The following is a 15,566-nucleotide window of genomic DNA, read 5'->3' as shown; positions in this document are numbered from 1 at the left end:
CGCCATGACGCCACTGTCGCTGCCCCCAGAGATCCGCCAATGCGTCGACAGCTACCTGCAGTTGACCGACGAGGCCGTTCCCGGGCTCGTCCAGGGCCTGTATCTGCACGGGTCGCTCACGTTCGGCGACTTCCGTCCCGGACGCAGCGACATCGACTTCCTGGCGGTGCTGAGCGAGCGGCCTTCGCAGAAGGCGGTGGACGCGCTCCGCGAGGTCTTCGTGGAGCTGAGCAGCCGTCACCCACGCCTTACTTCGACGGGTTGCACGTCACGTACGCGGATCTGGCCGGCTCGCCGAAGGGCTGCCCGGACGTGCCGTGCGTCCAGGAGTGGGACTTCCGGCCCGCAGGTCACTTCAGCCGCAACCCGGTCACCTGGCACGAGCTGGCCCAGCGAGCCGTCACCGTACGTGGCCGCCAGCTGACGGCGGACGACGTGTGGACGGACCAGAGCGCGCTGCGCGCCTACAGCCACGCCAACCTCGACGAGTTCTGGCGGTCGTCGCTCGACGAACTGCGCGCGGGTCCGGGTCAGGAATGGGTCTTCGACGGCCCGGCCGAGCGGGGCGAGTGGGTCACCGAGTGGTTCGTACTCGGTATCGCGCGCCTGCACCATCTGCTGGCCACCGACCGGCTCACCTCCAAGACCGGCGCCGGGCGCCACGCCCTGACCGCCTTCGACGGGCGCTGGCAGCCGATCGTCCACGAAGCGCTGCGGATCCGTGAAGGCTCCGCGGCCTCCGCGTACGAGGGCGACCCGATCGCGCGCCTGCGGGACACCATCGCTTTCGCGGCGATGGCGATCGAGGAGGGCCGGCGGCTCGGCCCTTGACCTTTGCAGCTCGCCCCTTGACGCCCCGAAACCGCTCTCACGGCAGCCGCTCCAGCGCCACCAGCGCTGCGTCGCCGCCGAGGTCGCCGTCGACGTGATGCAGGAGGGCCAGGCGCAGGGCGGAGACCATCGCGGGCAGCGGGCGGTCCGCGTGGGCACGGGCGTGCGCGGGGAGGTCGTAGAACCGGCCCCGGCGGTCCCGGGCCTCGATGAATCCGTCCGTGTACAGCAGGAGCCGGTCGCCCGGGGCGAAGGGCACCGTCGTCGCGACCGGCTCAGCGGCCAGGAGGTCGCCGAGTCCGAGCGGTGGCCCGGGCCGGTCGGGCAGGTGGGCGTGGACCCGGCCCGCGCGCACGACGAGCGGGTCGGGATGACCGCAGTGGACGATGCGGGCCACCGCCTCGCCGGGCGGGAACTCCACCAGCAGGGCGGTCGCGAACCGCTCCGTGAACAACGCCTGCGTGCCCTGGCCGTCCAGCGCCGCGATCTCGCGGCGGGCGCGCTCGTCCAGGCCCTGGGCCACCTCGGCCAGGGACGCCTCACGGTCGGCCAGCTCCCGGAACGCGCCGAGCAGGTTCGCTGAGGCCCCGACGGCCGTCAGCCCTTTGCCCCGCATGTCGCCGATGAGGATCCGGGTGCCGTACGGCGTCTGCAGCGCCTCGTAGAAGTCGCCGCCGATCCGGGCCGCCGACTCGGCCGGCAGATGGACGCCGCACAGGGCCAGCGAGCGGATCCGGTCCGGCAGCGGGTGCATCAGCGCACGCTGTGCGGTCTGTGCGACGGAGCGGACCTGGCGCAGCTGCCGTTCCCGGCGCCGGCGCAGCGAGCAGGTGGCGAGCGAGGCGAGCCCGACCACGGCCAGGGTGCCCAGGACGACGTCCGAGTCCGGGCGGCCGAGCTGCCCCGCGACCATCTGCAGCAGCGCCGTCACGGAGAGCGCCGCGCAGGCGAGGGCCGCCGTCGCCCACACGGGGAGCAGGGCGGCGGCCAGCACCGGCACGGCGGCCATCACCGGCGAGACGTGCAGCCAGTCCGGCGTCAGCAGGTCGGTGAGAGCGACGACCACCAGGAGCAGGACGGGGGTCAGGGTGAGAGGCAGCCGGCTCCAGGCGGGCGGGGTACGGCCGGTGATGTCGGTGGGTGCGGTGTCGTCGTGCGGGTGATCCGTGGGGTGAGAGGTCATCGTCGCCGTGAGGGTCGCAGCGGGCTGAGCACCCGGCGCTGTCGGGTCGGGGCGGGTACGGACGTGGTCAGGCAGGACAGGACCGCGTCCAGGTGATGGACGAGATGGCGGTCCGCCTCGCGGTCGACCGGTGCATCACGGTCGGGTCTGTCGAGGCGGGCGAGGGCGTGGCGGGCCGCCGGCAGCGCGGGGTGGGGCCGCCCGCCCCGGCAGCCGTAGACGCACAGGGCCGTCGTACGCAGCAACCGTGCGTACGGGTCGGCGAACCCGTCGGCGACGGGAGCGTCCTCGCCCCGCGAGCCGGGCCGGCTCACCGCGGGCCTCGTGTCGAGGAGCCGCCCGGCCGCGCACACCTGCTGCTCCACGTCGGCGAGCGTCCGTATGACGCGACGGTCCAGGTGCCAGCGGCGGCGACGGGCCATGGGGCGTACGTTCCAGCGCACGCTCTCGTGCGCTTCGTCCACGGCGGTACGGGCCTGCGCCAGCGCGGTGTCGAGTTCCCGCTCCCAGCCGGAGCCGAGCACGTTCCGCGGCCGCTCCCGCCGGGCGACCGCGTCGGCCAGACCGTCGAGGTGGCGGGCGAGCAGGGTGCGCAGCCTCTCCATGGCGTGCTCCGCGGACCGCACCCGTACGGCCGGGAACAGCAGCGCGCTGCACGCCAGGCCGAACGCGATGCCCAGCATGATCTCCGCGAGGTGGGAGACCACCTCGGCAGGATGCCGGCCACGGACCAGGGCGAAGGTGATCAGGGCCGTCGTCGGCAGATGCAGCCCCTGGTGGCCCAGCAGCTCGTGCCGGGCCAGCAGGACGGAGGCGAAGACGACGAGACCCAGACCCGCCATTCCCGGCTCGACGTACAGGGCGGCGGGTACGGCGACGACCACGCCGAGCAGGCATCCCGCGGCGTACCGGGTCGCGGCGGCGACCGTGCGCACCACCGTCGCCTCGACGATCAGCAGGGCTGCCACGGCACCCACATAGGGGTGGGGCGTATGCAGCAGATTCACGCACACCTGCCAGGTCAGCCCCGCTGCCACCGTTGCCCGCGCGGCGTCGGCGCAGTTGGCTCGTCCGAAGGGCATAGCGAGGGCGGATATCCGTGCGCTGCGCATGCCTTCCGTGCTCCTTCCCTGTGCCGGACTTCTCGAGCCCGCCTGGGCGGGTTCGGGGCAACAGCCCCCCAGGGTAATCGGACAAATGGGGCATCTGGCAAATAAGGAGCGTGTAGAGCTTGCGATGGGCGGAGAGGGCAGGATTCGAACCTGCGTGGGCCCCGTGGGGCCCGACCTTGAGGCGTGCTCGTAGGTCCCCGATCAGCCACTCCGGGCACCTCTCCCCGTGTCCGGCTTCCGGTTTCCCGTGCCGTTCACATCAACTACGGTGCCAGGCCGCACTGACGCGACGGTGACGTCTCACTGACGTGCCGAGCCCTCCGCCGTGCCCACTCGCGGCGACCGCACTATGGGCTCCGGCCCCATATCGCAGCCGTGCCAGGCTCCTAGCATCTCCGGGCATGCAGACCAGAGCCGCACGCCTGACAGCCGCCCTGGTGGCCCTCGTGGCCGCCTTGGCCGCCGGACTCCTCACCCCCCGCACGGCGGCCGCTGCCGCCTCCCTCGGTGAAGTCACCGGGTTCGGTGCCAATCCCGGTGCGCTGCGCATGTTCCGTTACGAACCTCCGGACCTGCCGGTGAACGCTCCCGTCGTCGTCGCCCTGCACGGCTGCACCCAGGACGCCGGGTACGCCGTCAACAGCGGCTGGACCGCGCTCGCGGACCGCTGGCACTTCTCCGTCGTGGTCCCGCAGCAGTCCACGAGCAACAACCTCAGCAAGTGCTTCGACTGGTTCCAGGCCGGGGACATCGAACGCGGGGACGGCGAGGCCGCCTCGATCGCGCAGATGGTGGACCGCCAACTCGCCGACGTCCGGGGCGATCCCTCGCGGGTGTTCGTCACCGGCCTGTCCGCCGGCGGCGGTATGACGGCGGTGATGACGGCGACCTATCCGGAGAAGTTCCGGGCGGCCGGCATCGTGGCCGGGCTGCCGTACGGCTGCTCCGCGGCGGCCGGTGGGCCGTACCCGTGCATGTACGGGTGGGCGAACCAGACACCGGCCCAGTGGGGCGACCGCGTCCGCAGGGCCCGCCCCGGATACACCGGCCCCTGGCCCACGCTCACCGTCTTCCAGGGCTCGGCGGACGGCACGGTGAAGCCGTCGAACATGACGGACCTGGTCAGGCAGTGGACCGACGTCCAGGGTGCCGATCAGAGCGCGGACGTCTCCGACACCGTGGCGGGGTACCCGCACCAGGTCTACCGCTCCCCTTCCGGGCAGGCTGTGGTGGAGACCTACGGCATCACCGGGATGGGGCACGGGCAGCCCGTCGATCCGGCGACCGGGTGCGGGACCACGGCCCCGTACGTCCTCGACGTCCACCTGTGCGCCGCCTACCGGCTCGGCCTCGCCTGGGGCCTCGGCTGACCACGGTCAACTCCCGGTCTGACCGGAGCGGTCCCGCCGCTCGCGCCGCGTTCGGCGGGCCTCCGCCAGCAGGGGCAGCAGGGAGATGACGACGATGAGCGCGACCAGCGGCAACAGGTAGTCGTCGACGCGGGACACCGAGGAACCCAGGAGATATCCGGCGAGTACCAGGCTCTGGGACCAGAGCAGGCCGCCGATGGTCTGCCAGATGGTGAACGTCCGCACGGGAACCCCGAGTGCGCCGGCCGCCGGGTGCAGCACGGAGCGCAGCATCGGGACGAAGCGGCCGATCACCAGTGCCTTGCGGTATCCGTAGCGGGCCAGCATCCGTTCCGCCTGGGCCGTAACCTCCTTCACCCGCCGCCGCGAGGTGCGGGCCAGCAGGGGCCGGCCGCCGTGCCGCCCGAGCAGATAGCCCGCCTGGCCGCCCGCCACGGCGCCGACGGCCGCGCACAGCAGCACCTGCCACAGCACCAGCCGCGGCGCCTGCTGAGCGCTCGCCGCGCACAGCACACCGGCCGGGAACAGCAGCGTGTCACCCGGCAGGAAGAAGCCGACGACCAGCAGAGCCGACTCGGCGAAGATCACCACCAGGACGCCCAGCGCACCGAAGGCAGCGAGCAGCGAGGCGCTGTCGGTCGGATTGACCCCGATCACCGCCCTCGCCTCCCGGTCCCGCTCGTCCGTCGCTTTCCTCAAGTGTCACGTGGCCGCGGTCCGGCTGCCCGGACAACCGGGTGGACGGGACCGCAACGGGCGGGAAACTCCTTTGCCGGGCTCCACGCACTGGTGTGCGACCGGTGCAAGGGCGACACCTGTGCGCCGGTCGCGGACCGGGTGCTCGGTCCCGCGCCCGCCCAGGTGACCTGCGGGGCCGGAGGGCCGGGCCTCCCCTCTTTGTCCTGCCAGTGGAAAAAGATCGCGGGAATCCATGCATGACTTCTTCCCAGTCTCGGCAGCCACTGCTACGTTCCCTACGAAAGCCAGACACTGGTGGCCGAATACTGGCGGGGAGGGGCTCGTGAGGCGCATGACGGCACGACCGGCGAACGCGCACCAGGCCCGCCTGCTCAAGCTGTTGCGTGACGGCGGTCCCAACTCCCGTGCCCAGCTGGGCGACCAGGTCGACCTGTCCCGGTCCAAGCTGGCGGTGGAGGTGGACCGGCTGCTGGAGACGGGCCTCGTGGTGGCCGACGGACTCGCCGCCTCGCGCGGCGGCCGCCGCTCCCACAACGTCCGGCTCAACCCGGACCTCCGCTTCCTCGGTGTCGACATCGGCGCGACCTCGGTCGACGTCGCCGTCACCAACGCCGAGCTGGAGATCCTCGGCCACCTCAACCAGCCGATGGACGTCCGTGAGGGCCCCGTCGCCGTCTTCGAACAAGTCCTGGACATGGCCGGCAAGTTGAAGGCTGCCGGGCTCGCCGAGGGCTTCGACGGCGCCGGAATCGGCGTCCCCGGACCCGTCCGGTTCCCGGAGGGTGTCCCGGTAGCCCCGCCGATCATGCCGGGCTGGGACGGCTTCCCCGTGCGGGAGGCACTCAGTCAGGAACTCGGCTGCCCGGTCATGGTCGACAACGACGTGAACCTCATGGCCATGGGGGAACAGCACGCCGGAGTCGCCCGCACCGTCGCCGACTTCCTCTGCGTCAAGATAGGCACCGGTATCGGCTGCGGGATCGTCGCCGGCGGCCACGTCCACCGCGGTACCACCGGCAGTGCGGGCGACATCGGCCACATCCAGGCCGTGCCCGACGGCCGCCCCTGCGCCTGCGGCAACCGGGGCTGTCTGGAAGCACACTTCAGCGGCGCCGCCCTGGCCCGTGACGCGGTGCAGGCGGCCCAACAGGGCCTGTCCGCCGAACTCGCGGCCAGGCTGGAAGCTAACGGCACACTCACCGCCGCCGACGTCGCGGCCGCGGCCGCGACGGGCGACGCCACCGCGCTCGACCTGATCCGCGAGGGCGGCACCCGCGTCGGCCAGGTCATCGCGGGACTCGTCTCCTTCTTCAACCCCGGCCTGGTGGTGATCGGCGGCGGGGTGACCGGCCTCGGCCACACCCTGCTCGCCGCGATCCGCACCCAGGTCTACCGCCAGTCGCTGCCCCTGGCGACCCGCAACCTGCCCATCGTCCTGGGGGAGTTGGGCCACACCGCCGGTGTGATCGGCGGGGCCCGACTGATCAGCGACCACCTCTTCTCGCCCGCGTAAGCAAACCCCGCCCACCCGCCCGAGCAGACTCCAGCGCGTCCACTTACTCGTGTAGACGAGCGAGCCCGCGATCTCGCGCGAGCCCATCAACCACCCCGCGCGAGCCCCACCAATCCCTGCGCGCACCCACGTACCCAGCGCGAACCCACCAGCCCTGCCTGAAGCACGCCCGCGCCCGGCCCCGCGCCAGGCCGTAGGCCCAGCACGCCCTGAAACCGGCCCGCGTCCGCCGAGGGGAACCCACATGGCACCCGAACCACCCCTGCTCAGCATGTCCGCAATCACCAAGTCGTTCCCCGGCGTCCGCGCCCTGGACGGCGTCGACCTCGACGTCCAGGCCGGTGAAGTGCATTGTCTGCTCGGCCAGAACGGCGCCGGGAAATCCACCCTCATCAAGGTCCTCGCCGGCGCCCACCAGCCGGACGGCGGCACGATCCGCTGGCGCGGCGAGCCCGTAACCCTGCGCTCGCCGATCTCCGCCATGCGCCTCGGCGTCGCCACCATCTACCAGGAACTCGACCTGGTGCAGCACCTGTCGGTGGCCGAGAACGTCCATCTCGGCCACGAGCCGACAGCCGCCGGGTTCGTCGTACGGGGGAAGGCGGCGCGCTCCTCAACCGCCCGGCTCCTGAAGCGGCTCGGGCATCCGGAGATCGATCCGGCCCGCCTGGTCGGGGAGTTGCCGGCGGCGCAGCAGCAGATCGTCTCGATGGCCCGCGCCCTCTCCCACGACGTACGCCTCATCGTGATGGACGAGCCGTCCGCCGCGCTCGACCCCGACGAGGTCGACAACCTCTTCCGTATCGTCGGCGACCTCACCGCCGAGGGTGTCGCCGTCGTCTACATCTCGCACCGCCTGGAGGAGATCCGCCGGATCGGCGACCGGGTGACCGTGCTCAAGGACGGGCGGGCGGTCGCGGGGGGACTGCCCGCCAAGACCACCCCGACCAGGGACGTCGTCGCCCTGATGACCGGCCGCAACGTCGAGTACGTCTTTCCCGAGCGGCCATCGGGGCCGGTCGCCGAGGATCCCGTGCTCCAGGTCCGCGGACTGGCCCGGGAGGGCGAGTTCGCGCCGCTCGACCTCGACGTACGGCCGGGGGAGATCGTCGGTCTCGCCGGGCTGGTCGGCTCCGGGCGGTCCGAGATCCTGGAGACCGTCTACGGTGCGCGGAAACCCACCGCAGGCCAAGTCCTGGTCTACGGGCGGCCGTTGCGGACCGGCAGTGTGCGCGCGGCCGTGCGCGCCGGGCTCGGGCTCGCCCCCGAGGAGCGCAAGGCGCAAGCCCTGCTGATGCTGGAGTCCGTCACCCGCAACGTCTCGGTCTCCTCGCTCTCCCGCTTCTCCCGGGCCGGCTGGATCGACCGGCGCGCCGAGCGCGGCGCGGCACGGGCCGCGACCCGCGAGCTGTCCCTGCGGCCCGACAACCCGGACGTGCCGGTACGCACCCTGTCCGGCGGCAACCAGCAGAAGGCCGTCCTCGCCCGCTGGCTGCTGCGCGGCTGCCGGGTGCTGCTGCTGGACGAACCCACCCGCGGCGTCGACGTCGGCGCCCGCGCCGAACTGTACGCAGTCGTCCGCCGGCTGGCCGACGAAGGACTCGCCGTGCTCCTCGTCTCCAGCGAGGTGCCCGAGGTCCTCGGCCTCGCCGACCGCGTCCTGGTGCTCCGTGAGGGCCGGGTCGTGCACACGGCACCCGCCTGCGAGCTGGACGAACACCGAGTCCTCGACCTCGTCATGGAAGGAAGCCCGGCGTCATGACGCAGCCCGTGTCCCCGCCCCGGGACGCCGCCGACAAGACACCGTCGGCGGGCCGTCTCCCCGCCTGGCGCGGCCTGGCGGCCCGCGCCGACGTCCGTACCCTGTCGCTGCTCGGCGTCCTCGCCGCACTCGTCGTCATCGGCGGTGTCACGAAGCCCGACGAGTTCCTGGACACCCGCAACCTCCAACTCGTCCTCACCCAGGCGTCGGTGATCGGCGTGGTCACGGTCGGCATGACCTTCGTGATCACCTCCGGCGGCATCGACCTCTCCGTCGGCGCGATCGTCGCCCTCGCCTCCGTGTGGGCCACCACGGTCGCCACGCAGGAGTACGGCTTCGCCGGGATCCTCTTCACGGCGGTGGTCGTCGGTCTCGGCTGCGGCCTGGTCAACGGGCTGCTCATCGCCTACGGCGGGATGGTCCCGTTCATCGCCACCCTCGCCATGCTCGCCTCGGCGCGCGGCCTCGCCCTGCAGATCACCGACGGCCGCACCCAGATCGTCACCGTCGACGGCATCCTGAACCTGGGCGAGCGCGACTCATACGTCCTCGGTGTCCCGCCCCTCGTCCTGGTGTTCGCGATCGTGACGATCGTCGGCTGGTTGCTGCTCAACCGCACCACCTTCGGCCGCCGCACCGTCGCGGTCGGCGGGAACGCCGAGGCCGCCCGGCTCGCGGGAATCGACGTGCGCCGCCAGCGGCTCTACCTCTACCTGCTGTCCGGGCTGTGCTGTGGCGTCGCCGCCTTCCTGCTGATCGTGCTCTCCGGTTCCGGCCAGAACACCAACGGCAACCTCTACGAACTCGACGCCATCGCCGCCGCGATCATCGGCGGCACCCTGCTCAGCGGCGGCCGCGGCACCATCACCGGCTCCGTGCTCGGCGTCCTGATCTTCACCACGATCACCAACATCTTCGCCCTGAACAACCTGCAGAGCGACGTCCAGCAGATCGCCAAGGGCGCGATCATCGTCGCCGCGGTCCTGGTCCAGCGCCGCACCGCCAGAACGTCCTGAGGAAAGGTTCACCGCCATGCCAGAGCAGACGAGCCGCGCCACCCATGGCTTGACCAGTCGCAGAGGACTTCTCTTCGGGACCGCCGCGGTGTCCGCAGGGGCCTTCCTGACGGCTTGCACCAGCAACGACACCAAGGGTGAGAGCCCCGCGGCGGACACCCGGCCGGCCGCCGACGACAAGCCCGGCAAGCACGTCACCATCGGCTTCGCCGGACCGCAGGCCGACCACGGCTGGCTCAACGCCATCAACGACAACGCCAAGAACCGGGCGAAGAAGTACTCCGACGTCACCCTGGAGATCACCGAGGGCTCCAACGACACCGCCCAGCAGATCGGCCAGATCGAGACCCTCATCAACAAGAAGGTCGACGTCCTGGTCGTGCTGCCCGCCGACGGCAAGGCCCTCACCCAGGTCGGCCTGAAGGCGATGCGCGCCGGCATCCCGGTCGTCAACCTCGACCGCATCTTCAACTCGGCCCAGGCGTACCGCTGCTGGATCGGCGGTGACAACTACGGCATGGGCCTCAACGCGGGCCACTACATAGGCGAGAAGCTCAAGGACAAGCCGAACGCCCGCGTGATCGAGCTGGCCGGACTGGACAACCTGGAGCTGACGAAGCAGCGCACCCAGGGCTTCGACGACGCCCTGAAGAACTATCCCAACATCCGCAAGGTGGCCCGCCAGGCGGCCGAGTTCACGGTCGAGTCCGGACAGGCCAGGATGGCTCAGCTCCTGCAGGCCCAGCCCAAGTTCGACGCGCTGTGGAACCACGACGACGACCAGGGCGTGGGCGCGCTGCGCGCCATCGAGCAGGCCGGACGGGACGACTTCCTGATGGTCGGCGGGGCCGGCGCGCTCTCCGCCTTCCAGGCCATCGAACAGGACAACGGCGTGCTCAAGGCGACCGTCCTGTACCCGCCGACCATGGCCGCCTCCGCGATCGACCTCGCCCGCGCCCTCGGCCAGGGCAAGGGCGTCGGCGGCCTCGCCGAGTACGAGATCCCCGCGTCTATCACCCTCTACTCGGCCGTCGTGGACAAGGACAACGTCGACCAGTACATGCCGACCGGCTTCAAGTGAGGCACACCGCCCGCACCCCCCACCGCGCCACGACGAAGAGGAGGACGAGCGCATGGAACAGCCGCAGCAGTCGGCGGAGCCGAAGCCGGGGCCGGACACGGCGGCCGAAGCCGTGTCGGAGGCCGGAGGGATTCCGTTGCGCGTCGGCATGATCGGGTACGCCTTCATGGGCGCCGCCCACTCCCAGGGCTGGCGCACCGTGGGCCGGGTCTTCGATCTGCCCCGGCAGCCGGAGCTGGCCGTGGTCTGCGGCCGCGACGCCACCGCCGTACGCGCTGCGGCCGCCCGCCACGGCTGGGCGGCGACCGAGACCGACTGGCGGGCGCTGATCGCCCGGGACGACGTCGACCTGGTCGACATCTGCACCCCCGGCCACAGCCACGCCGAGATCGCTCTCGCCGCCCTCGCCGCGGGCAAGCACGTCCTGTGCGAGAAGCCCCTCGCCAACACGGTCGAAGAGGCCGAGACGATGACCCGAGCGGCCGAAGCCGCCCACGCCCGTGGCCAGTTGGCGATGGTCGGCTTCAACTACCGCCGGGCCCCCGCCACCGCCCTCGCCCGGCGCATGGTCGCCGACGGCCGGCTCGGCACGCTGCGCCACGTCCGGGTGTCGTATCTCCAGGACTGGCTCGTGGACCCGGACTTCCCGCTGACCTGGCGGCTGCGCAAGGAGCTGGCCGGCTCGGGCTCGCTCGGTGACCTCGGCGCACACATCGTGGACCTCGCCCAGTACCTGGCAGGGGAGCGGCTCGCCGGGGTGTCCGCCCTGACCGAGACCTTCGTACGGGAGCGGCCGCTGCCCGCCGGAGCCACCGGCGGACTGGGCGCGGTGGCCGCGCAGGGCGGCACCGGCACGGTGACCGTGGACGACGCCGCCCTGTTCACCGGCCGGTTCGCCTCCGGCGCCCTCGCCTCCTTCGAGGCGACCCGCTACGCCACCGGGCGCAAGAACGCGCTGCGCATCGAACTCAACGGCGAGCGCGGCTCGTTGGCGTTCGACCTGGAACGCCTCAACGAGCTGTGGTTCCACGACGCCACCGAACCCGGTGCCGAGGCCGGCTTCCGCCGCATCCTCGTCACCGAACCCGACCACCCCTATCTGGACGCCTGGTGGCCGCCGGGCCACGGACTCGGCTACGAGCACACGTTCGTCCACCAGGCCCGCGACCTCGTCCACGCCATCGCCGACGGCCGCCGCCCCGAACCCTCCTTCGCCGACGGTCTCCAGGTCCAGCGGGTCCTGGCCGCGGTGGAGGAGAGCGCCGAGAAGAACTCCGTCTACACCCCCGTCGGGGACTGAGGAGGCCCGCCCATGCCGCGCCCGTTCACCCTGTTCACCGGCCAGTGGGCCGACCTGCCCCTGGAGGAGGTCTGCCGGCTCGCCCGCGACTTCGGCTACGACGGCCTCGAACTCGCCTGCTGGGGCGACCACTTCGAGGTCGACAAGGCCCTGGCTGACCCGGCATACCTCGCCTCCCGCCACCAACTCCTCGACAAGTACGGCCTGAAGTGCTGGACCATCTCCAACCACCTGGTCGGCCAGGCCGTCTGCGACGCCATCATCGACGAGCGCCACCGGGCGATCCTGCCCGGCGAGGTGTGGTCCGACGGCGACCCCGAGGGTGTGCGGCGGCGCGCGGCCGACCGCATGAAGGACACCGCCCGCGCCGCGGCCGCCTTCGGCGTCGACACCGTCGTCGGCTTCACCGGCTCCGCGATCTGGCATCTCGTCGCCATGTTCCCGCCCGCCCCCGAGTCGATGATCGAGCGCGGCTACGAGGACTTCGCCGAGCGCTGGAACCCCATCCTCGACGTCTTCGACACGGAGGGCGTACGGTTCGCCCACGAGGTCCACCCCAGCGAGATCGCCTACGACTACTGGACCACCCACCGCGCCCTCGACGCGATCGGCCACCGCCCGGCCTTCGGGCTGAACTTCGACCCCTCCCACTTCGTGTGGCAGGACCTCGACCCCGTCGGCTTCCTGTGGGACTTCCGTGACCGGATCTACCACGTGGACTGCAAGGAGGCCCGCAAGCGCCTCGACGGCCGAGGCGGCCGCCTCGGCTCCCACCTGCCCTGGGGCGACCCGCGCCGCGGCTGGGACTTCGTCTCCGCCGGACACGGTGACGTCCCCTGGGAGGACGTCTTCCGGATGCTCCGCTCCATCGACTACCGGGGCCCGATCTCCGTGGAGTGGGAGGACGCCGGCATGGACCGGCTTCAGGGCGCCCCCGAGGCCCTCACCCGCCTCAAGGCCTACGACTTCGAGCCGCCGTCGGCCTCCTTCGACGCGGCCTTCTCCAACTGACCCTGAACAAAAGGTCAGTTGTCACCCCCTCCGGGATGACGGCGCATCCCGGCGTTCGCACCCGCTCGTACAACCAGCCCCATTCTGGAGGCAATTCGTGCTCGGGAACGACCGCACCACCACGACCGCGAACCACAGATCACGTCTGCGCAAGGCGCTCGCACTGCTCAGCGGCGCCCTGCTCGCCGGTGCGACCCTGACCCTGACCACCCCCCAGGCCGGCGCCGCCGTCGCCGACCAGGAGCCGGCCGCGGCGGCCTCGACGGCCGAGGACTTCCAGCAGGTCACCCTCGCCAAGGGCGAGGCGGAGGTCGGCGAGCCCATGTCGCTCGCCGTCCTGCCCGACCGCTCGGTCCTGCACACCTCACGCGACGGCGAACTGCGCCTGACCGACGCCGCGGGCAACACCAGGCTCGTCGGCAAGCTCGACGTCTACTCCCACGACGAGGAGGGCCTGCAGGGCGTCGGCATCGACCCGGACTTCGCCGACAACCGCTTCGTCTACCTCTACTACGCACCCCCGCTGGACACCCCAGCGGGCGACGCCCCCGAGACCGGCACCGCCGCCGACTTCGCACCCTTCGACGGCGTCAACCGGCTCTCCCGGTTCGTACTGAAGACCGACGGCAGCCTCGACACCGCCAGTGAGAAGAAGATCCTCGACGTCCCCACCACCCGCGGCCTGTGCTGCCACGTGGGCGGCGACATCGACTTCGACGCGGCCGGCAACCTGTACCTGTCGACCGGCGACGACACCAACCCCTTCCAGTCGGACGGCTACACGCCCATCGACGAGCGAGACAGCCGCAACCCCGGCTTCGACGCCCAGCGCACCGCCGGCAACACCAACGACCTGCGCGGCAAGATCCTGCGCATCAAGGTCGACGCCGACGGCTCCTACTCCATCCCCGACGGCAACCTCTTCGCGCCCGGCACCGACAAGACGCGGCCCGAGATCTACGCGATGGGCTTCCGCAACCCCTTCCGGTTCAGCGTCGACAAGAAGACCGGCATCCTCTACGTCGGCGACTACGGCCCCGACGCCGGTGCCGCCGATCCGAACCGCGGCCCGGCCGGCCAGGTCGAGTTCGCCCGCGTCACCGGCCCCGGCAACTTCGGCTGGCCCTACTGCACCGGCGCCAACGACGCCTACGTGGACTACGACTTCGCGACGAAGAACTCCGGCGCCTCCTTCGACTGCTCGGCACCGAAGAACACCTCGCCGCACAACACCGGCCTGACCGACCTGCCCCCGGCCCAGCCCGGCTGGATCCCGTACAACGGCCCGTCCGTACCGGAGTTCGGCGACGGCTCCGAGTCCCCCATGGGCGGCCCGGTCTACCACTACGACCCCACACTCGACTCGCCCGTGAAGTTCCCCCAGGCCTACGACGGCGACTTCTTCGCCGGTGAGTTCGGCCGCCGCTGGATCAAGCGGATCACCAGCGACGCCGACGGCAAGGTGCAGTCGATCAACGACATCCCCTGGAGCGGCACCCAGGTGATGGACATGGCCTTCGGCCCGGACGGCGCGCTGTACGTCCTCGACTACGGCACCGCCTGGTTCGGCGGCGACGAGCACTCGGCGCTGTACCGCATCGAGAACGCCACCGACGGCCACTCCCCGTCGCCGCAGGCCGCCGCGGACCGCACCTCGGGCCAGGCGCCGCTGAAGGTCCAGTTCTCCTCCGCCGGCACGACCGACCAGGACGGCGACGCGCTGACGTACAGCTGGGACTTCGGCGACGGCGGCACGTCCCCGGCCGCCGACCCGGCTCACAAGTACAGGAAGAACGGCACCTACACCGCCACCGTCACCGTCAAGGACCCCTCCGGACGCACCGGCAGTGCCGGCGTTCAGATCGTGGTCGGCAACACCGCGCCGAAGGTCGTCCTCGACACCCCGAAGGACGGGCAGCTGTTCAGCTTCGGTGACCCCATCCCGTTCAAGGTGACCGTCACCGACCCCGAGGACGGCCGCACGATCGACTGCTCCAAGGTCAAGGTCACCTTCGTCCTCGGCCACGACACCCACGGCCACCCGCTCACCTCCGCCAACGGCTGCTCCGGCACCATCCGGACGAGCGCCGACGGCGGCCACGACGAGGACGCCAACATCTTCGGTGTCCTGGACGCCGAGTACACCGACGGCGGAGGCGGCGGCCAGGCATCGCTCACCTCGCACGACCAGAACGTCCTGCAGCCCCGCCACCGCCAGGCCGAGCACTTCGGCACCGGCTCCGGGGTCACGGTGACCGCCAGGGACACCGCCCACGGCGGCAAGGTCGTCGGCGACATCCACGACGGTGACTGGATCGCGTTCACGCCGTACGCCCTGAACAACGCCACGAAGATCACCGCCCGCATCGCCTCCGGCGGCGCAGGCGGCACCCTGGAGGTCCGCGCCGGATCGGCCACCGGCACCCTCCTCGGCAAGGCCACCGTGCCTGTGACCGGCGGCTGGGAGACCTACCAGGACGTCACCGCCGGACTGTCCCGCGCACCGCGCGGCACCACCACGCTCTACCTGGTGTTCAGGGGCGGCAGTGGTGCCCTCTACGACCTGGACGACTTCACCTTCACCACCGGCTGACGTGCTCGACGAGCACCGCATCAGGTAACCGCCCGGCAAGGGCCGCTGAACGGCGGCGGGCGGGAGACGCCGGACTCCCGCCCGCCGTCACCACC

Annotated in this window: 12 protein-coding genes and 2 pseudogenes; 10 read left to right on the top strand and 4 right to left on the bottom strand. The window is 71.6% G+C overall.

The features are described from left to right. Window positions 1-4: 4 nt before the first annotated feature. Both ACFY3C_RS33795 and ACFY3C_RS33790 read left to right on the top strand, forming a co-directional pair. Window positions 5-232 (top strand): annotated as a pseudogene (locus tag ACFY3C_RS33795) (nucleotidyltransferase domain-containing protein); the annotation flags it as partial. A gap of 29 nt (window positions 233-261) precedes the next feature. Beyond that, window positions 262-831, top strand: a complete 570-nt coding sequence (locus ACFY3C_RS33790; protein WP_390773496.1) for an aminoglycoside adenylyltransferase domain-containing protein — start codon at window positions 262-264, stop codon at window positions 829-831. A 37-nt stretch (window positions 832-868) separates the two neighbouring features. Here ACFY3C_RS33790 and ACFY3C_RS33785 read toward each other — a convergent pair whose 3' ends face one another. The 3 genes and pseudogenes from ACFY3C_RS33785 to ACFY3C_RS33775 form a co-directional block, all read right to left on the bottom strand. Continuing rightward, window positions 869-2,014: a PP2C family protein-serine/threonine phosphatase gene (locus tag ACFY3C_RS33785; RefSeq protein ID WP_390773495.1), complete on the bottom strand. Its 1,146-nt coding sequence runs from the start codon at window positions 2,012-2,014 to the stop codon at window positions 869-871. Next, entirely contained in the window at window positions 2,011-3,126 is a 1,116-nt protein-coding gene (locus ACFY3C_RS33780; RefSeq protein WP_390773494.1) for an aromatic acid exporter family protein, read from the bottom strand. The genes ACFY3C_RS33785 and ACFY3C_RS33780 overlap by 4 nt, the downstream gene beginning before the upstream one ends. Window positions 3,127-3,255: 129 nt before the next feature. Beyond that, a pseudogene (locus ACFY3C_RS33775) lies at window positions 3,256-3,350 on the bottom strand. Between the two features lie 177 nt (window positions 3,351-3,527). On the opposite strand from ACFY3C_RS33775, the gene ACFY3C_RS33770 reads away from it, so the two are divergent. Then, window positions 3,528-4,496 (top strand): PHB depolymerase family esterase, encoded by a 969-nt coding sequence (locus ACFY3C_RS33770; protein ID WP_390773493.1) that lies wholly within the window; start codon window positions 3,528-3,530, stop codon window positions 4,494-4,496. A 6-nt stretch (window positions 4,497-4,502) separates the two neighbouring features. On the opposite strand, the gene ACFY3C_RS33765 is transcribed toward ACFY3C_RS33770, so the two are convergent. Continuing rightward, entirely contained in the window at window positions 4,503-5,153 is a 651-nt protein-coding gene (locus tag ACFY3C_RS33765) for a DedA family protein (RefSeq protein ID WP_390773596.1), read from the bottom strand. A gap of 373 nt (window positions 5,154-5,526) precedes the next feature. On the opposite strand from ACFY3C_RS33765, the gene ACFY3C_RS33760 reads away from it, so the two are divergent. The 7 genes from ACFY3C_RS33760 (at window position 5,527) to ACFY3C_RS33730 (ending at window position 15,471) form a co-directional block, all read left to right on the top strand. Continuing rightward, entirely contained in the window at window positions 5,527-6,708 is a 1,182-nt protein-coding gene (locus ACFY3C_RS33760) for an ROK family protein (RefSeq protein ID WP_390773492.1), read from the top strand. Window positions 6,709-6,952: 244 nt separating this feature from the next. Next, the gene (locus ACFY3C_RS33755; RefSeq protein WP_390773491.1) at window positions 6,953-8,470 is read left to right on the top strand and encodes a sugar ABC transporter ATP-binding protein; all 1,518 of its coding nucleotides are present in this window, start codon (window positions 6,953-6,955) and stop codon (window positions 8,468-8,470) included. Next, entirely contained in the window at window positions 8,467-9,486 is a 1,020-nt protein-coding gene (locus ACFY3C_RS33750; RefSeq protein WP_390773490.1) for an ABC transporter permease, read from the top strand. The genes ACFY3C_RS33755 and ACFY3C_RS33750 overlap by 4 nt, the downstream gene beginning before the upstream one ends. 16 nt (window positions 9,487-9,502) lie before the next feature. Beyond that, entirely contained in the window at window positions 9,503-10,567 is a 1,065-nt protein-coding gene (locus ACFY3C_RS33745) for a substrate-binding domain-containing protein (RefSeq protein WP_390773489.1), read from the top strand. Between the two features lie 52 nt (window positions 10,568-10,619). After that, a complete protein-coding gene (locus tag ACFY3C_RS33740) occupies window positions 10,620-11,867 on the top strand; it encodes a Gfo/Idh/MocA family protein (RefSeq protein ID WP_390773488.1) in 1,248 nt (415 codons plus the stop codon). 12 nt (window positions 11,868-11,879) lie between these two features. Beyond that, entirely contained in the window at window positions 11,880-12,878 is a 999-nt protein-coding gene (locus ACFY3C_RS33735) for a sugar phosphate isomerase/epimerase family protein (protein ID WP_390773487.1), read from the top strand. 97 nt (window positions 12,879-12,975) lie between these two features. Continuing rightward, complete coding sequence (locus tag ACFY3C_RS33730; RefSeq protein WP_390773486.1) at window positions 12,976-15,471, top strand: PQQ-dependent sugar dehydrogenase; 2,496 nt, start codon at window positions 12,976-12,978, stop codon at window positions 15,469-15,471. Window positions 15,472-15,566 lie beyond the last annotated feature (95 nt).

The organism is Streptomyces sp. NPDC001410 (genome assembly GCF_042895235.1).
Classification (GTDB): Bacteria; Actinomycetota; Actinomycetes; order Streptomycetales; family Streptomycetaceae; genus Streptomyces.
Note: the sequence above shows the minus strand (reverse complement) of the source record. Positions and strands in the feature narration are given on the sequence as shown.